Origin of the sequence: Nonomuraea sp. NPDC049625, assembly GCF_040675285.1 — a bacterium.
In the GTDB taxonomy this organism is placed as follows: Bacteria; Actinomycetota; Actinomycetes; order Streptosporangiales; family Streptosporangiaceae; genus Nonomuraea; species Nonomuraea angiospora_A.
On sequence record NZ_JBFAOQ010000009.1, the window covers coordinates 147,642 to 165,465 of the forward strand.

A 17,824-nucleotide genomic window follows, 5' to 3' on the forward strand; every position below is an offset into this window, starting at 1 on the left:
GTCAGTCGAGGAAGTCCCTGGTGATCTCGCGGGCTTGCAGGAGCCCGCGGAGCTTCGCGAACGTGCGGGCTCGGGTGGGCCCGATGCTCCCGACCGGCCTGCCCAGCCTGCGCGCCACGTCCACGTAGTGCGGCTCGGAGGTTTCCGTGAGCGCTCTGAACAGGACCCGCTGCGCTGCCGGCAGCTCCTCGACGAGCTCGTCGAGCGTGCCGGCCAGCCAGATCCTGGCCAGCTCCCTGTCCACGTCGTCCGTGCTGCCCAGGGTGTCGAGGTCAGGGGTGCAGATCTCCTTCGTCCGCTTGGTGAGCTTCAGGCACTCGCGGAAGGCGATGGTGGCCAGCCAGCCCGCCATGCGCTGGCCGTCCTCCACGCTCCTGAGGTTCTGCCAGGCCAGCAGCCAGGTCGTCTGGAGCACGTCCTGGGCGTCCTCGTGGCTGAGCCTGAACCGGCGGACGCGGGCCTTGAGCATGGGGCTGAACTCTTCGATCAGCCGCTCCCACGCCATGGCGTCGCCGTCCTGGGCGGCCGAGACGAGGGTGGCGGTATCGGGTCTTTCGATGGTGTCCAGGTACATGTCGATCTCCCTGCCGGGCCGGGCACTCGGGGGGTCGCCATTACCGCCCGGCACCCCAACGGTGCGCCGAGTGATCGCCAGGGGCTGTCTCGCGCGTGACAGTCACGATGTGTTCCTCATCACAATCTGGACATCCAGGACCGTCGGCTGTTCGTGCGCGGGATGCGGCTTAAAGTTCTTGCATGAGCGGGTTCCCGAGCGATGTCCAGCCGGTGGCCTCCGTGCTGGCGGAGATCCCGCTGTTCCGCGTACTCGGAGAGAGCGGCATCGAGAGCACGGCGCGGGCCGGGATGGCGAGGCGCTACCGGGCCGGCCAGATCATCATCCACCAGGGGGATCCGGGAGAGTCCCTCTACGTGGTGCTGGACGGCCTGGTGAAGGTGGTGTTCACGACCGAGCACGGCGACGAGATCGTGCTCAACATGCTGAGCCGCGGCGACACCTTCGGCGAGCTGGCGCTGCTGGACAACTCACCGCGCTCGGCGTCGATCGTGACGGTCCGCCCCGCCTGGGTGTTCGCGCTGCCCAGGGCACGGCTCCTGGAGCTGATGCGGGAGCATCCGGGGCTGGCCGACGAGTTCCTGCGCATGCTCGGCCACATGGTGCGCAGGCTCACCGACCAGGCGGCCGACCTGGCCTTCCTCGACCTGGGCGGGCGGCTGGCCAAGCTGCTGCTGCAACTGGCCGACAAGCACGGCCACGACGACGGGGTGGTGGATCTGCCCGGGTTGACCCAGTCCGACCTCGCCGCGCTCATCGGCGCGTCGCGGCCGGCGGTCAACCGGGCGCTGCAGTCCCTCGTGGCGAGAAACCTCATCGCCGTCAAAGGCCGGGCGATCACGCTGCTGGACGTCGCCGCCCTGCGGAAACGGGGCGGCCTCTGACCGAAATCTGGAGTACGGGGTAGATGAACGATCACGAACGCTGGCCTGAAGAGAGATTCCGACAGCTGCGACAGCAGGCGGACCCGGACATCGACAAGGTCGTGGCCGAGTACCTGGACGCCCAGCCCGCGGGGAGCGGGCCCCTGGAGCTGGTGAAGGCGGTGATCCAGGAGCTGGCGGCGGCCAAGCGGGAGGCCAGGGCGCCGTCGGGCGAGCCGCCCGCCTCCGCGATCTTCGCGGCCATCGACTTCGCCGCGGACCTGCCCGACTGGGGCGACGACCGCGAACTGCTGGCCAGGGGGCAGGCCGTCTTCGCCGACTACGGGCTCTACCAGTCGGCCGCGCTCTTCTGCAAGTGCCTGCCCATGGCGTACGTGGAGGTGTCCAGCGCCAAGGTGCTGGCCAACGTGTCCCGGCTGGCCACGCACAGCCTCACCCGCCGGGTGGCCGAGACCGGGCAGATGCTGGTCGACGTGATGGGCCTGAAGGCCACCAACAGCCTGGAGCCCGGCCGCCCCGGGCACACCACGGCGCTCGGCCTGCGGATCCTGCACTCCTTCGTCCGCGCCCTGGTCAACGAGCGTTTCGCTGACCACTGGGACACCGCGCGGTTCGGCCCCCCGGTCAACCAGGAGCTCCTGCTGGCCACCATCTTCGACTTCTCTGTGGTGACATGGGAGGCTCTGGAGAGTATGGGCGTGACGCTCTCCGCGGAGCAGCGTGCGGCCCACCTCTACACGTGGAGCGTGTTCGGCCATCTCATGGGCGTGGAGGCCTGCCGTGACCGGCCTCTCACGCTCGAGGACGTCGAGCCGGTCAGCGAGCGCCTGGGCCGCCTGTACGAGTCCAGCGACGAGGGCCGCCGGCTGATGGCCAGGCTGCTGGAGGAGATGGAGGAGTTCATGCACCTGGGGTGGCGCAAGCTGCCGCGCAGCCTGGTGCACTGGGTCTTCCGCGACGCCAAGTACGGCGCCGACCGGGTGCCCGAGCTGCTGGGCGTGCCCAAGCCCGCCTGGTGGTTCACCGCGCTGTTCGCGGCCGGCCGGGCGGCGAACCGGCACGCGGCGCTGGCCGGGCCGGTGGACGGCGTCGTCCGCTGGCTGGTGCGCAGGCTCGGGCGGCAGATCGTGGTCGCCCTGATCGACCGCCACTCCGACGGGCAGGCGGCCTTCCGGATCCCCGGGGACCTGGCCGGCGCCTGGCGGATCAAGCAGTCGCGCTCCGCCGTGAAGACGCGCGAGCTCCGCCGCACGGTCCGCCGGAAGGTACGCGCGCCCGCGCGGAGGCTGAAGGAGCGGCCCACATGACCGCTCCCCACCCGCCCGGCACGCTGACCACGGCGACCATCCTGTTCACCGACGTGGTCAGCTCCACCGCCATGCGCATCAGGCTGGGCGAGGAACGCGCCAACGTGGTCTTCCGCCGCCTCTACCAGCTGCTGCGCTCGGTGGTGACGGCCAGCGGCTCGACGTTCACCAAGAGCCTGGGCGACGGGCTGATGGCCGTCTTCGACTCGGCCACGGCCGGGCTCGACGCGGTCATCGCGGTGCAGCAGGCGGTGGCCGACGAGAACGAGCGCGCCCCGGACAAGATCTCCATCAGGGCCGCGCTCGCCGCCGGCGACGTGTGCTGGGGCCACGACGACGTCAGCGGGCTGCCGACCGTCGAGGCGGCCCGGCTGGTCGCCATCGCGGAGGGCGGCCAGGTGCTCTGCACCGACCTGGTGCGGCGGCTGGCGCAGGGGCGCAGCCGGCACGAGTTCAAGGACCTGGGGCGGCTGCCGGGCAAGGGGCTGCGCGAGCCGCTGCACACGTACGAGCTGCACTGGCAGAGCGCCGACCACCACCAGGTCGCCGGGCTGGCCCCCTGGCTGGAGGACGGTCACGTGCTGCCGTTCGTCGGCCGGGACGAGCAGCTGCGGACGCTCGACGGGGAGCTGGCGGCGGCCGAGTTCGGCAGCGGGCTGGTGATCCTCCAGGGCGACTCGGGAGTCGGCAAGACGCGGCTGGCCTCGGAGGTGGCCCGGCGGGCGCTCAAGCGGCAGTTCACGGTGCTGGCCGGGCGGTGCACGGATCCGGCGCGGCGGGCGTACGAGCCGATCGCCGGGGCGGTGGAGCGGCTGGCCCGCACCTCGCCCGCGCTGCTGCTGCGCGCCGGGGTCGACCAGCAGTGCGGCCAGCTCGTCCGCCTGGCGCCCTCGCTGGCCGCTCCCCCGCTGTCGCTGGAGGTGCCGCCGGCCACCGAGCCCGTGTCCGAGCGCTACCAGCTGATGGCGGCGGCCCGCACGCTGATCGAGCGCCTGACCACCGTGCGGCCGGTGCTGCTGGTGATCGACGACCTGCAGTGGGCGACGCTGGAGTCGCTGCAGATGCTCAACGCCCTCATGTGGGACGCCGAGGCGCTGCCGCTGCTGGTCCTGGCCACCTCGCGGCCCCTGCCTGTCGGCTCGCCGGCCGAGTCGGCCCTGCCGGAGCTGCACAAGCTGACGGCCGACAGCCGCACGATCGAGGTGCCCTCCTTCGGGCTGGACGAGGTCTCCCACGCGCTGGCGGAGGTGCGCGGCGGCGGCGACTCCGAGCTGCTGCACCGGATCACCGGCGGCAACGCGTTCCTGGTCAGCGAGGTGGTCAGGGAGCTGGCCGCGGGCAAGGAGCTCGACGGGCTGACCGTGCCCGACTCGGTGACGCGGATGGTCATGGCCCGGCTCTCGCAGCTCCACCCGGACGCCAGAGACCTGGTCAACCTGCTGGCCGTCGGCGAGCGCATGGAGTCGGCCGAGCTGCGGGCGGGGCTGGGGCTCGACGAGGCCCGGTTCGTGGCCGCGGTGGAGGAGGCCATGGGCGCCGGCCTGGTGACCATGTCGGACGGCGGGTCCTGCCGGTTCTCCCACGAGCTGACCAGGACCGCCCTCTACGCCAAGCTGTCCGCGCCGCGGGCGGGGCTGCTGCACGGCAAGGTCGCCGACGCGCTGTGCCGGACCGACCCGCGTGCCATGGAGACCCGGCCGTACGTCGTGGCCACCCACCTGCTGGCCGCCGCCGGGCACGGCCGCGACCCGGTCCGGGTCAGCGCGGCGGCGGACGCGGCCGTGCACGCGGCGCAGTACGCGCTGGCCGGGCTGGCGCACCGCGAGGCGGTCACCTGGTACCAGCGGGTGCTCGACCTGCTGGCGGACTTCCCCGGCGCCACGCTGGAGCGGCGCGCGGAGCTGCTGGTCGAGTGCGGCCGGGCCATGTGGCTGGCCGGCGACCCCGACGCCAGGCAGACCCTCGTGCGGGCGGCCGACCTGGCCAGGCAGTGCGAGCGCTCCGACCTGATCGTGATCGCGGCGCTGGGCGGCGACCGGGGCTTCTCCACCATCTCGGCGGCGCCCGACCAGCAGCGCATCGCGCTGCTGACCGAGGCGCGCAGGCTGGTCGACTCCACCGACCTGAGCACCCGGGCGCTGCTGGCGGCCCAGCTCGCCTCCGAGCTCATCTGGGCGCCCGACGGCGAGCGGCGCTTCGCGCTGAGCGACGAGGCCGTGGCCCTGGCTCGCAAGTCGGGCGATCCGCGCACGCTCGCCAGCGTGCTGGGGCAGCGCAGCCTGACGATCATCCCCGCCGACCCGCTGCACCAGCGCCACCGCGACGGCGACGAGATGCTGGAGGCGGCCCGCCGCACGGGCGACGACCTGGCGCTGTTCCACGCGTACGTGCAGCGCACTCCCCCGGTGCTCGACGGCGGCGACGTGACCAGGGCCGCGATGCTGCTCGGCGAGGCGGACGAGCTGGCGCGCCGGCTGGCCCAGCCGCACCTCAACTGGCTGATCGGCTACTCCAGGGCCGGCCTGACGCTGATGCAGGGCGACCTGGCGCAGGCCGAGTCGGAGGCGCAGGCGGCCCTGCGGCTGGGCTCGGAGATCGGCCGCCGCCTGGAGGCCGTGGCCATCTACTCGTCGCAGATCGCCGAGATCCGGCGGCTGCAGGGGCGGCTGTGGGAGCTGCGCGACCGCTATCGCCGTGCCGCCCAGGCGCCGCGCGTCGACCCGGTGCACGCGATCCTGCGGTATCTGTGCGAGATGGCCGACGAGGAGGCCGCGCCCCTGCTCGACCGCATCCTGGCCGACGGCGGCGCCACGCCGCCCCGCAACATGGCCCACCGGCCCGCCCTGGACAACCTCGCCGTGGCCGCCTCCCGCCTGGGGCGGGCGGAGCTGGCCGAGCAGCTGTACGGCTCGCTGGCCTCCGACGGGCAGACGTTCGGCCACGGCGCGGTGGCCCACCACTGCGGGCACCACTACCTGGCGCACCTGTGCATCGCGACGGGCTCACCGCAGCGGGCGGCCGAGCACTTCGAGGCCGCGGCCGAGATGCACGAGCGGCGGGGGGTGCCGCTCATGCTGGCGGAGTCGCTGCTCGACTGGGCCGACCTGCTGGACGGTGGCGAGGTGAGCGGGCCGAAGCCGGCCGACCTGCGCAAGTGGTGCGCCTCGCTGCTGCCGGGCCGCGGCGCGATCCTGCTGGAGCGGCGGCTGTCCTGACCTGGCTTTACTCGGCCGAGGGGGTCAGCGCAGGTAGGAGGCGCCGTTGAGGTCGAGCACGGCGCCGCTGGCCCATTCGGCGGCCGGGGAGGCCAGGTAGAGGACGGCCGCCGCGATCTCCTCCGGCCGCGCCACCCGCCCGAACGGGCTCTGCGCCCGGATCGCGTCTCCCCCGGGCCCCGTGAGGTACTCGGTCGTCATGTCCGTCTCGACGAAGCCGGGCGCCACGGCCGCCACCGCGATCCCGCGCGGGGCGAGCGCCACGGCCAGCGACTGGCCCAGCGCGTTCAGCCCCGCCTTGCTCGCCCCGTAGGCGGGGCTGTCCGGCTCGCCGCGGAAGGCGCCGCGCGAGGAGACGTTGATCACGCGGCCGCCGGCGGGCATGTGCTGGACGGCGCACCAGATGACGTTGGCCGTCCCCACCAGATTGATGTCGAGCGTGCGCCGCCAGGCGCTCTGCCACTCCTCGTACGACAGCTCCGTCAGGGGATGGTGGAAGTAGGTGGCGGCGTTGTTGACCAGCACGTCGATGCCGCCCAGGGCGTCGGCCGCCGCGTCCACCATGCCGCGCACCGCCTCGGGATCGGCCAGGTCGCCCCGCACGATCGTGTGTCCCGGGCCGGGCAGCTCCGCCAGCAGGTCCTGCGCCTCCTTCGCGGAGTCCCGGTGATGGATCGCGACCCGGTCGCCCTGCGCGGCGAAGGCCGCCGCGACCGCCCGCCCGATACCCCTCGACGCACCTGTGACAAGAACTCCACGCCCGCTCATGTCGCCGCACGCTAGCAGGTGTCCGATCAGAGGCGGCGTTCGGGCTCGCGGGCCGGTGGCGCCCACAGGGGCGGGGCGGCGGCGGGGCCGGCGGGCAGGCTGACGGTGAAGGTGGCGCCGGCGCCCGGGCGGCCGTCCGCGGTGATGGTGCCGTGGTGGCCCTCCACCACCTCCCGTACGAGTGCCAGCCCCAGCCCGAAGCCGCCCCCCACGAACCGGGCGAAGAGGCGTTCGGCGTGCGCCGGGTCGAAGCCCACCCCGTCGTCGCGCACGGTCAGCCGGACCAGGTCGCGGTCCCGGGACAGGATCACCCAGATGTGGCCGCCCGTGCGCGTGTGGCCCAGGGCGTTGTCCAGCAGGGCCGAGACCACGCGGCGCAGCGCGGACTCCACGCCGCGCACCACGTGATCGCCCGGCCCCTCGCACCGGACCTCGATCGTCACCCCCTTGGCCGCCGCGCGGGCGCCCTCGGCCACGGCCAGCTCGGAGGCCAGCATCGCGAGGTCGACGGGCGCGAACGGGCGGCGCGACTGCTGGAACCGGGCCGACTGGAGCAGGTCCTCGACCACCTCGCCCAGCTGCCTGGTGCCGGTCACGAGCTGGTCCACCTCGTCGATGAGCAGGATCGGGTCCGTGCCGCCCCGCAGCCGGCGGGACAGGAGCTGGGCGCGGGTGTGCAGGCGGGTCAGCGGGCTGCGCAGCTCGTGGCTGACGTCGGCGGCGAAGCGGCGCTGGCGCGCCAGGGCCTCGCCGAGCGGCGCGATGGCGCGGCGGGAGATGACCTGGCCCACCAGCAGCGCGGCCAGCAGGCCGCCGATCTCCGCGCCGCCGAGCGTGCGCAGCAGCCGCTGGCGTTCGGCTTCCTGGTAGCGCAGGTCCAGCGCCGCCTGGAAGGTGTCGACGCCGCGCCGCTGGGTGCGGATGAGGTACGCGTGCCCGTCCACCCGGACCTCCTCGACCCTGGGCGGCAGCCCGGTGGCGACCTGGTCCATGGGCGCGCGTACCGGCAGCGCCTGCGGCGCGCCCGGGGAGCTCTCCACGGTGCCGTCGGGCCGCAGCAGGTAGAGCCAGACGCAGGGGGGAGGGTGGGCGATGGGGGCGCGCTGCACGGCGGCGGTCAGGTCGCGCCGGGCGGAGTCGGCCTGCTGGTGCAGCATGACGCAGTAGACCAGCACCCCGGCCAGGGCCAGGACCAGGGAGATCGCGCCGGCCACCTGCGCGGTGAGGCGCCGGCGGGCCCGCTTCAGCAGCCGCCGCTCGAGCTCCGATCCCGACCCTGCCGGGCTCATAACTCACCCAGGCGGTAGCCCACGCCCCGCACGGTGTACACGACCCCTGATCCCAGCTTGTTGCGCAGGTAGTAGACGTACGTGTCCACGATCGATTCCTTCTTGGCGCCGTCGAAGACCCGCTGCCGGAGCGACGTGCGGGTGTGCACCTGCCGCGGGCGCGCCGCCAGGGCGCTGAGCAGCCGGCACTCCTGCCCCGACAGCTCGATCTGCTCCCCGCTCGGCAGCCGGACGATGTGCGACTCGGAGTCCAGCCAGCCCGCGCCGAGCGGCAGCAGCGTGGCCTGGTCGAGGTTCCTGCGGTGCAGGGCCCGCACCCTGGCCAGCAGCTCGTCGATCTCGAACGGCTTGACCAGGTAATCCTCCGCGCCCGCGTCCAGCCCGGCGACCCGGTCGGCGACCGAGCCGAAGGCGGTCAGCACCAGCACGGGGGTGGTGACCGCCTGCCGCCGCAGCCGCCGCATGAGGTCGATGCCGTCGAGCGACGGCAGGCCGCGATCGATGATCAGCACGTCGTACGAGCGGCTCAGCCCCAGATGCAGCCCGCGCTGCCCCTCCAGAGCCAGATCGACCGTGTATCCCTCCTCGGTGAACAGGTCGACGAGCATGCGCCCCAGTTCGCGGTCATCCTCGATGACCAGCAGCCGACGGGCTGTACCCGGTGTTCCAGCCACCAGACCACGGATACACCACGCCCAGGAGGATTACCAGGTCCACTCGGGCATTGGTTGATCGAGAACCAGGCGCACCACGGTTCACCTGCGCGATCACGATGGATTGGTCCTGACCAGCTCCGAAACTTCCGCAACCTTGGTCCGGGTCTCGAGGCGCTCGGGCAGCGCCAGCTTGTAGAGGGGCAGCGCGCCGGCCGTGGTGAGGATGGCCACGAGCACCAGCATCGCGAAGAGCTCCTGGTTGATCATGCCCTGGGCCAGGCCGATGTTGATGAAGATGAGGATCATCAGGCCGCGGGCGTTCATGAGCGCCCCCACCGCGTACGACTCCCGCCAGCCGAACCCCATCCCCCGCATCGCCAGCGCGCACCCGAAGTACTTGCCGGCGAACCCGGCGAGCAGGATCAGCCCGAACGCCAGCAGCATGGCGCCGCCCGCGATGCCCCCGAGGTGGGTGTTCAGCCCCGAGAAGGTGAAGAACGTGGGCAGCAGCAGCGTCGAGACGATCTCCATCATCCGGCCGTGCAGCGCCTCGCGGAACTTGGGGTCGCGGGGCATGGCCAGGCCGGCGAGGAAGCCGCCGAAGACCGAGTAGACGCCGATCCAGTCCGTCAGCCAGCCGGCCGTCAGCGGCACGAGGATGACGACGTACATTCCGGTGGCGCCGAGGCGGCCGGTGCGGGCCACGGTCGCGCCCAGGGGGCGCAGCAGGGGGGCGACCACCTTGAGCATCACGACGGCGAACAGCGCGGTCAGGCCGATGGTGGGCAGCGCGTCGCCGGCGCCGGTGCCGAGGTGCATGGCCGACAGGACGGCCAGGATGCACCAGGCCAGGGCGTCGTCGATGGAGGCGGCGATGAGGGTGAGCCGGCCGACCGGGGCATTCTCCAGGCCGCGCTCGTACAGGATCCTGGCCAGCATGGGGAACGCGGTCAGCGACAGCGCCCCGCCGACGAACAGGGCGAACTGGAAGGGGCTGACGTCCGGCAGCGAGAGCAGGTCGTACAGGAGGAGGCCCGCGCCGAAGCCGAGCAGCAGCGAGGGGACGATCCCCGAGACGGCCAGCGCGGACGCCTTGCGGACCTCGCCGGGCGTGCGCCCGCTGTGGTCGAGCCCCGCCCCGACCAGGAACATGTAGAGCGTCAGGCCGATGGTGCTCAGCACGTACAGGACCGGCCTGACGTCCTTCGGGAACAGGGCCGCCTGCGCGTCGGGGAAGAGCCAGCCGAAGAACGTCGGCCCCAGGAGCACGCCGGCGACCATCTCGCCGAGCACGCGCGGCTGCATCACCAGTTGCGCCAGCCGGCCGCAGATCGCCGCGACGATCAGGATCACGACGAGGGCGGGCAGGACCTTGAGTATGAGGGCGAGGTTCGGATCGGGAGACGTGACGTGGGCCAGTACGGTCATGTTCGGTTCTCCGCTGGTTGATCGAAGTGGATCTCGCAGAGCCGTTGCCGGCGGGCGTCCCAGACCATGTACGTGCCGAGGACGAGTTGCACGAGGCTGCGCCAGACGTCCTCCCAGCGGTCGCGGACCCGCATGAGGACGAGCGCGGCGCGGGGCAGGGACGCGTGCGGCGGGGTGAGCAGGCACGGCCCCCGGTTCGGCAGGGACCGGGTGTGGGCGGCCGAGGAGTGCAGGGCGTGGCGGTGCAGGATCTCCCGCGCCGCGACCCGCATCGCGATCGGCGCCAGCCGCCAGGCCGGGCAGGGCCGGTTGGCGGCGACGCCGAACGGGATGTGGTTGAGCTCCTTGACGGGCCGGTCGAAGCGGCCCGGGTCGAAGCGGTCCGGATCGGCGAACCCGGCGCGGTGGAACTCGGGATAGTCGAAGCAGAGCACCGACCCGGCCGGGATCGCGGTGCGCTCGCCGAGCGGGATCTCGCCGGTGGTGATGCGGTGGGCGATGCCGAAGAGCGGGTAGAGCCGCAGCGTCTCGGAGATCACCTGGTCGAGGTAGCGGTCGTCCCCCGTGCGGGCCCGCTCCTGCACGTCCGGATGCTGCGCGAGGACCATGAGCAGGTGTGCCATGGCCTCCGACAGCTGGACGACGGCGGTGTTGAAGAAGGCGCCCTGGAGGTAGAACGCCTGCTCCTGGGGTGACAGGCCGGCGGGGAGCGGGATCCGCACGCGTGACAGGCGGCCGAGCAGGTAGCGGGTCAGGCGGTGGCGGCGTTCCATGTGCCGCAGGCCGGTGCACTTGAGCGAGGTGACCACGTCGTTCGCGTTGCCCACGATCAGGTCGCGGGCCTCGCGCGGGCACGGCTCGGCGAACACCAGCTCGTAGGAGAACTCGGCCCACAGCGGCATCGTCAGGTCGCGCAGCCGCACCGGCCCCCGCGCGTCCGCCAGCGTGCGGGCGGCGCAGCGGCGCGTGAGCTCCTCGGCCTCGTCGCGCGGCACGGCGAGCAGCCCGCGCGTCGCCTTGGCCACCGCGTCGTACCGCTCGCCCGCCTCCAGGTGCTCCTGGTGCATCTCGGGGCCGGGCGACAGCCAGTACCAGAACAGGTCCGACAGCGCGGCGCCCCTGCTGCGACCACCGGCGGCCGGGTGCGAGTAGACCTCCCTGAAGCGGTCGACGCCCACGAGGTCGCCGGGGACGGGGATGCCCTCGTCCCCGTTGATCCGGTTGAAGACGCGTACGCGCAGCGCCACGACCCTCGCCGGCAGCCACCACGGCAGGCTCGCCACAAACGCCAGGGCCAGGGCCAGGATGATCAGCCCAATGATCAGCATGGCCGTCGCACCATGCCCGGGTCGAGGTCGCCGATCGACGCGCAGCCGCACAGCGTGAGCGCGTGCTCGACCTCCGCGCGCAACCGGCCGAGCACGCGGGCCACTCCCCGCTCGCCGTCCGCGGCCAGCCCCCAGATCACCGGGCGGCCGACGGCGACCGCCGCGGCGCCGAGCGCCAGCGCCTTCAGCACGTCCGTGCCGCGCCGGATCCCGCCGTCCAGCAGCACGGGCACGGCCCCGCCGACGGCCGCGGCGATGTCCGGCAGCAGGTCGATCGAGGCGGGTACGGTGTCGAGCTGCCGCCCGCCGTGGTTCGAGACCATGATCGCCGAAACGCCGTGGTCGAGCGCGATCCGGGCGTCGCCTGGATGCGTGACGCCCTTGACCACGATCGGCAGCGCGGTCATCTCCCGGAGCCGGTCGAGGTGCTCCCACGACAGCTCGGGCGACATGAGGATCGGGCGAACCCGGTCGCCGTCGCGCAGGTTCTCGCAGCACAGGTGTTCGGGCAGGTCGTGGAAGTCGTTGCGCAGGTCCCGCTCGCGCCGGCCGAGCACGGGCGAGTCCACGGTGACGACCAGCGCCCTGCAGCCGGCCGCCTCGGCGCGGCGCACGACGGTCTCGGTGAAGGCCAGGTCCGGCTGCACGTACAGCTGGAACCAGAGCTCGGCGCCGGGCGCGGCGTCCGCCACCTCCTCGATCGCGACGGTGGCGGCCATGCTGACGATCATGATCGTCTCGGCGGCGGCCGCCGCGCGGGCGGTGGCCCGCTCGCCCTCCGGGTCGGCGAGGCGGTGGAACGCGGTCGGCGCCACCAGCACGGGCATGGCGGCGCGGCTGCCGAGCAGGGTGAGGCCGGTCTGCAGCTTGGCCGCGCCGCGCAGCACCCTGGGCAGCAGCCCGATCCGGGCGAACGCGGCCTCGTTCGCGCGCACGGTGACCTCGTCATCGGCCCCGCCGGCGAAGTAGTCGTAGTGCGCGGGGTCGAGGCGGGCGCGGGCCTCGGCCTCGAACTCGCGCAGGCTCCACCGCTCCATCAGACCGGTACGGACGTCAGCCGCGCGGCGAAGAAGGCCCGGAGGGGCTCGACGTGGATCTCCTTGGAGGTCCACTCGTTCTCGAGGTTCTCGGTGATGTGGTGGGTGACCGGGGGCTGACCGGGCACGTGATGGCGGACGACGGGGTGGAGGTAGTGGCCCTCGTGCGCCCGGACCGAGTCGCTCTGGCGGATCCGGCCCACCTCGACGTCGAAGGGGTCGATCTTGTCATGATCGGGCCCGTAGTCCAGGGTGATCGCGAAGTGGCCGCGGTCGCCGATCGGCGGGCCCTGCAGGTCGTACGGCAGCTCCTCCAGGTAACGGGCGGTGTCCCCGTCGGGCACGATGACGTCGGCCAGCAGCCCGAACTGCTGCCACAGCGCCGAGGTGCGGTTGACCCGTTCGATGACCGCCGCCGCGAGCGCCGCCGGGTCGGCGGGCAGCACCGTGGCGGGCCAGGGCACGCCGTGGTGGCGGGACTCCAGGACGCGGTGCAGCGCGCGCACGCCGTACCGGAAGCCGTGGATGAAGCCGCTGGTGCCGTGCTTGAAGTCGCGCGACTGGGTGATCGTGCCGGCGAAGTAGAGGTCCGGCACGTTGACGGACTCGTAGGCCGGGGTGAGCGACGGAAACCTGTCGTTGATCACCAGCTCGGGGCGGCAGTCGTCGCCGAAGATCGAGCCGTCGAAGCGGAAGCCGGTGCAGAGGATCACGCTGTCGTACGGGATGTCCTTGGTGACCTCGTCGACCCGGACGAAGGAGACCGTCACCAGGTACGTGCCGTCCGGCCTGCGCTCGACGCGCTTGACGTCGCCGTCGAGGATCGCGTTCTGGGACTTGAGCTGGTAGGTGTCCAGCAGGCCGTTGTTGACCGCCCGCAGGTGGCCGACGTAATGGGTGCGCCAGGCCATGCGGACCGAGCGCGGCCCCGCCACGTGGATGACCGCGGCGGTCTCCATCAGGTTGTCGGCCGTCTCGAAGGCCGAGTTGCCCTTGCCGATGACGAGCACGCGCTGGTTGACGTAGTCGGCCGGGTCGGTGGAGTGGGTGCCGTACAGGTCGGCCGTCTCGATGCCCGCGATGGGCGGGATGTTGGGCTTGGTGACGCCGGTCGCGACGATGACCCGCTTCGCCTCGTACGTGCGCCCGGTCTCGTCCGTCACCCGGAACACGGAGCCGGGCCGGTCCACGCGGACCACCCGGGAGTCGTAGGCGACGCGCAGGCCGCGCTTCTGGGCGAAGTCGGTCAGGTAGCGGACCATGTCGTCGGCGTGCGGGAAATACCGGTCGCTGTAACGGGTGAACAGCAGGTCGGGGTCGTCGGACAGCAGCGAGTTCCAGTCCATCCGGAGGTTGAGCTCGGGGTCGTCCCATCCGGTGTACTTCTTGTTGATCGAGATCAGCGTGCGATGGCGCGGGTGGGTGCGGAAGAACTGGCCCGGCGCGGGACCCGCCTCGAGGATCAGGTAGTCCCGCCCCTGCTCGTGCAGGAAATACCCCAGCTGCAAACCCGCGGGGCCCGCGCCGATCACCAGGTAGTCCAGGGTCTTGTCCGGCACTGAAGCCTCCGTCACAACGAGGTGATTGAACGGACAACCTCAGTGTTGGCGGGCAATTCTCAGAATTTGCTCAGAGAGGGCGCGTTTGTCGGGCTTGCCGCTGGTGGCGAGGGGGACAGCGGGGACGATCGTGATCGTCTGGGGAACGCTGTCCTCGCCGAGCCGCGCGCGTACCAGTGCCCTCAGCGCGCCCCGGTCCGGGGTCCGGCCCGCGGCCGGGACGACGAACGCGTGCACGGCCTCGCCCGTGTCCTCGTCCGGGGCGCCCACCACGTACGCCTCGTCCACGCCGGGATGATCGGTCAGCGCGCGCTCGATCGGGCCGGCGTACACCACCATGGCGTTGACCATGATCACGTCGCGGGAGCGGCCGGCCAGGTGGAGGAAGCCGTCCCCGTCCACGTGGCCGAGGTCGCGGGTGCGCAGCCAGCCGTCCTTCAGGGTCTCGCGGGTCTCCTCCTCCTCGCGCCAGTAGCCCCGCATCAGGTACGGGCTGCGTAAGTAGATCTCGCCCGTCACGCCCGGGGGCAGCTCGCGGTCGTGCTCGTCGCGCACGCTGATCTCGACCCCGGGATGCGGGCGGCCGACGGGCTCCAGCACGCCGGCGGCGATGTGGTCGGGGGTGAGCATGGCGATGTTGCCCGCCTCGGTCTGGCCGTAGCCCTGGTAGACGACCGGGCCCAGCTTCTCGACGGCCTCGGCCAGCCGCCGCGCGCTGATGGGCGACCCCGAGACCATCAGCGCCCGCAAGCTGCTCACATCCACCTTGTCCAGAAATTTCAGCATCTGGAAGAGCCGGGGCACGGTGATGATCGAGCCGGTGATCCGGTGGCGCTCGATCGCGTACGGGAACATCGGCCGCCCGTCGTCCTCCGGGATCACCGCCGTGCCGCCGCCGAGCAGGCACGGCGCCACGAACTCCATCACGACCATGCTGGCCAGCGTGCCGAACAGCAGGTACCGCTCGAAGGCCCCGGCGAGCCCGGCCGCGACGGGCGACCACACGCGCGGCTGCCACGCCCAGTGCTCACCGAGCGCCCGATACGTGATCGCGCACCCCTTCGGGCGGCCGGTGCTGCCGCTGGTGAAGGTCAGGGCCGCCACGTCGTCGGGGCGGGCGGTCACGGTCAGCGGCCGTCCGTCGTCGGGGTGCGCCAGCAGGTCGCCGGCGCCCGTACAGGGGCTCAGGGACAGCGTCGGCCGGTTGGGGAGGTGACGGGCCGCGGCGCGGCGCAGGTCGGGGGTCGCGGTCGCGGGGTCCACGAGCAGGGCGTCGATCTCCATCCCCAGCACGTGGGCGAGCTGCCCCTCCGGATAGCCGGGCCGGATGCCGACGACCCGGCAGCCCAGCGTGTGCGCGGCCATGTGGGCGGCGAACGCCTCCGGCGTGACGGCCGTGCGCACCGCGACCGCCCGCCCCGGGCCCAGGCCCGCGGCGCGCATCGCGCCCGCCAGCCGCCGGATCAGCTCCAGCAGCTCGCCCCTGGAGAGCGTCCTGTCGCCGTGCTCGAAGGCCGGTCGATCCGGGGCGTCGCACAGCGCGTCGAGCAGAGGCTGCGGGAAGGGCATCTGTGCCTCCTCCGTGCTTTCATATTTCCGGATTTATCGCGACATTAGACGGCACAGATCAGAGACCCATCAGAGACGTGCAGGTGGTGAGCGCGACGTGAAAGTGATCGGCGCGGGCTTCGGGCGCACGGGCACGCGGTCGCTCAAGGCGGCCCTCGAGATCCTGGGCTTCGGCCCCTGCTACCACATGTCGACGGTCATCGCGGAGCCGTACCGCGTCCGGCAGTGGCTCGACGTCGGGGAGGGCCGCTCCCGCGACTGGGACGCGCTGTTCACCGGCTTCCGGTCGGCGCTCGACTGGCCCGCCTCCGCGTACTGGCGCGAGCTGGCCGAGCACTACCCGGACGCCAAGGTCGTCCTGACCGTCCGCGACCCCGCCCGCTGGTACGACAGCGTCAGCGAGACCATCTTCCGCAGCGCCCTGGAGGAGCGCCGGCTCCCCCTGCGCCGCCGGGTGACCCGCTGGCTGGTGGCCCGCCGCGCGCCGGACTTCGCCCTCTACCCGCGCATGGCCAGGGCGACCGTCATGGACCGCGTCTTCGGCGGCCGCATCGACGACCGCGACCACGTCCTCGACGTCTACGAACGGCACGCGGCCGAGGTGCGGGCGGCGATCCCGGCGGAGCGGCTGCTGGTGTTCGAGGTGCGGGACGGGTGGGAGCCGCTGTGCGGGTTCCTCGGCGTGCCCGTGCCGGAGATGCCGTTCCCGCAGGTCAACGAGCGGGCTGCGTTCCGCGCGAAACGGCCGCGCCGGCTCCTTCGGCTGATCGTGCGCGGCCGCTGACGGCGCCCCGGCTCGCCCGCACGATCGGCCGAGTGTTCCCGAACGCCATCCAGGAAGATCGCGAATGCGTAGGGTGGCATGGCATGAACCTGGACCTTTCCGACTACCGCGCCAAACTGGCGTCCGCGTCCCCGGAACGTGCCTGGAAAATCCTGCGTGAGCTCGCGCTGCGCGGGGAGGGCGACGCGCTCGCGCTGGCCGCGGAGTTCGCGGAGATCGCCGAGCCGTCGTCCGAGAAGCTGCTCAGGCTGTGGCCCCAGGCGCTCGACCCCGACGCCTTCGCCGAGCACCTGCTCGCCCCCGCCTTCGACGACGAGGGCCGTACCGAGCTGGAGCTGCGCCGGCGTGACTCGCTCACCGGGCTGCGCCACCTGACGATCCTGCGGACGCTGGTCCTGGACCACTGCAAGGGCCTCACCGACCTCTCCGAGCTCGCCGCGCTGACCGAGCTGCGCGAGCTCAAGCTGGACGGCTGCGCGGCCGTCAGCGACCTGCGGCCGCTCGCCGGGCTCATCGGCCTTGAGGTGCTCGAGGTCACCAGTTCCCCCGCGGTGTCCGACGTCTCCCCGCTGCTCGGCCTGCGCAACCTGCGCCGTCTCAGCCTGCGCAGCAGCGGGGTGACCAGTGTCGAGGGGTTCGGCGAGGCGTTCCCGTACCTGGACTGGCTCGGTCTCGACAACTGCCGGTTCATCGAGGACATCCGGCCGCTGTCCGGGCTGCGCTGGCTGACCGAACTGGACGTGAGCCGTACCAAGATCACAAGCATCGACGGTCTGTACGGCCTCGACTCCGTGACCGATCTGCACATGCACTGCGCACGCCTGACCAGCCTGGACGGCATCGCCGCCATGCCCGCGCTCGAACGGGCGTATCTCAGCGGCTGCACGAAGCTGAAGAGCCTCGACGGCCTCGGCCACCACCCCCGCCTGACGAACCTCGGCCTGCCCAGCGCGCCACTCCCCGACCTGCGCCCGCTGTCGCGGCTGCCCGCCCTGGCCGGGATCACCGTCGAGAGCTTCACCAAGCTCACCTCGCTCGACGGGCTCGAAGGGCACCCGTCGGTCAGCGAGGTGTACCTGGCCTACACCGACCTCATGACGGACTTCTCCGCGCTCGCGCGCATGCCCGCCCTGCGCACCTTGACCCTTCAGGGGCTGGACCACCTCTCCGACCTCAGCCCGTTCGCGGGGCTGCTGAACCTGGAGGAGCTCTACGTCGCCTGCACCGGACGCCTGACCACCCTGGACGGGCTCGAGGGCCTGCTCTCCCTGCGCACCCTGCACCTCTACGACTGCGGCTCGCTGAGCGACCTGGGAGAGGTCGGCGGCTTCCCGTCACTCAAGGAGGTCACCGTGAGCCGCTGCCCGGCCCTGCCGCCGGACCTCCTGTCCGACCTGCGCGCCCGTGGCCTGCTCAGCGACTGAAC

14 protein-coding genes are annotated in these 17,824 nt (G+C 72.4%); 5 read left to right on the plus strand and 9 right to left on the minus strand.

All coding sequences use genetic code 11. The features are described from left to right. Position 1: 1 nt before the first annotated feature. Positions 2–574 carry an RNA polymerase sigma factor gene (locus AB0J87_RS35125; RefSeq protein WP_350727135.1) on the minus strand — a complete coding sequence of 191 codons (573 nt, stop codon included), beginning with the start codon at positions 572–574 and terminating at the stop codon, positions 2–4. 182 nt (positions 575–756) lie between these two features. On the opposite strand from AB0J87_RS35125, the gene AB0J87_RS35130 reads away from it, so the two are divergent. From AB0J87_RS35130 to AB0J87_RS35140, 3 genes are read left to right on the plus strand one after another with little or no spacing between them, the layout of a single operon-like run. Then, a complete protein-coding gene (locus AB0J87_RS35130) occupies positions 757–1,458 on the plus strand; it encodes a Crp/Fnr family transcriptional regulator (RefSeq protein ID WP_350727134.1) in 702 nt (233 codons plus the stop codon). Positions 1,459–1,481: 23 nt separating this feature from the next. Further along, entirely contained in the window at positions 1,482–2,765 is a 1,284-nt protein-coding gene (locus tag AB0J87_RS35135; RefSeq protein ID WP_363972172.1) for an oxygenase MpaB family protein, read from the plus strand. Further along, a complete protein-coding gene (locus AB0J87_RS35140; RefSeq protein WP_363972174.1) occupies positions 2,762–5,980 on the plus strand; it encodes an AAA family ATPase in 3,219 nt (1,072 codons plus the stop codon). The genes AB0J87_RS35135 and AB0J87_RS35140 overlap by 4 nt, the downstream gene beginning before the upstream one ends. Before the next feature lie 24 nt (positions 5,981–6,004). Here the strand turns inward: AB0J87_RS35140 and AB0J87_RS35145 are convergent, their stop codons facing one another. From AB0J87_RS35145 to AB0J87_RS35180, 8 genes are all read right to left on the minus strand, one after another. Then, the gene (locus AB0J87_RS35145) at positions 6,005–6,748 is read right to left on the minus strand and encodes an SDR family oxidoreductase (protein WP_363972175.1); all 744 of its coding nucleotides are present in this window, start codon (positions 6,746–6,748) and stop codon (positions 6,005–6,007) included. 26 nt (positions 6,749–6,774) lie between these two features. Then, entirely contained in the window at positions 6,775–8,037 is a 1,263-nt protein-coding gene (locus AB0J87_RS35150; protein ID WP_363972177.1) for a HAMP domain-containing sensor histidine kinase, read from the minus strand. After that, the gene (locus AB0J87_RS35155) at positions 8,034–8,711 is read right to left on the minus strand and encodes a response regulator transcription factor (RefSeq protein ID WP_363972179.1); all 678 of its coding nucleotides are present in this window, start codon (positions 8,709–8,711) and stop codon (positions 8,034–8,036) included. Before AB0J87_RS35155 ends, AB0J87_RS35150 begins: the two co-directional genes overlap by 4 nt. 93 nt (positions 8,712–8,804) lie before the next feature. Next, complete coding sequence (locus AB0J87_RS35160; RefSeq protein ID WP_363972181.1) at positions 8,805–10,121, minus strand: cation:proton antiporter; 1,317 nt, start codon at positions 10,119–10,121, stop codon at positions 8,805–8,807. After that, complete coding sequence (locus AB0J87_RS35165; RefSeq protein ID WP_363972183.1) at positions 10,118–11,449, minus strand: cytochrome P450; 1,332 nt, start codon at positions 11,447–11,449, stop codon at positions 10,118–10,120. Before AB0J87_RS35165 ends, AB0J87_RS35160 begins: the two co-directional genes overlap by 4 nt. Next, complete coding sequence (locus AB0J87_RS35170; protein ID WP_363972185.1) at positions 11,443–12,486, minus strand: alpha-hydroxy acid oxidase; 1,044 nt, start codon at positions 12,484–12,486, stop codon at positions 11,443–11,445. The genes AB0J87_RS35165 and AB0J87_RS35170 overlap by 7 nt, the downstream gene beginning before the upstream one ends. Then, a complete protein-coding gene (locus AB0J87_RS35175) occupies positions 12,486–14,045 on the minus strand; it encodes an NAD(P)-binding domain-containing protein (RefSeq protein WP_363972187.1) in 1,560 nt (519 codons plus the stop codon). Before AB0J87_RS35175 ends, AB0J87_RS35170 begins: the two co-directional genes overlap by 1 nt. A 39-nt stretch (positions 14,046–14,084) precedes the next feature. Further along, positions 14,085–15,614 carry an AMP-binding protein gene (locus tag AB0J87_RS35180; RefSeq protein WP_363972189.1) on the minus strand — a complete coding sequence of 510 codons (1,530 nt, stop codon included), beginning with the start codon at positions 15,612–15,614 and terminating at the stop codon, positions 14,085–14,087. A gap of 97 nt (positions 15,615–15,711) precedes the next feature. On the opposite strand from AB0J87_RS35180, the gene AB0J87_RS35185 reads away from it, so the two are divergent. Both AB0J87_RS35185 and AB0J87_RS35190 read left to right on the plus strand, forming a co-directional pair. Continuing rightward, positions 15,712–16,398, plus strand: a complete 687-nt coding sequence (locus AB0J87_RS35185) for a sulfotransferase family protein (protein ID WP_363972191.1) — start codon at positions 15,712–15,714, stop codon at positions 16,396–16,398. An 83-nt stretch (positions 16,399–16,481) separates the two neighbouring features. Continuing rightward, a complete protein-coding gene (locus tag AB0J87_RS35190) occupies positions 16,482–17,822 on the plus strand; it encodes a hypothetical protein (RefSeq protein WP_363972193.1) in 1,341 nt (446 codons plus the stop codon). The last annotated feature ends 2 nt before the right edge of the window (positions 17,823–17,824 follow it).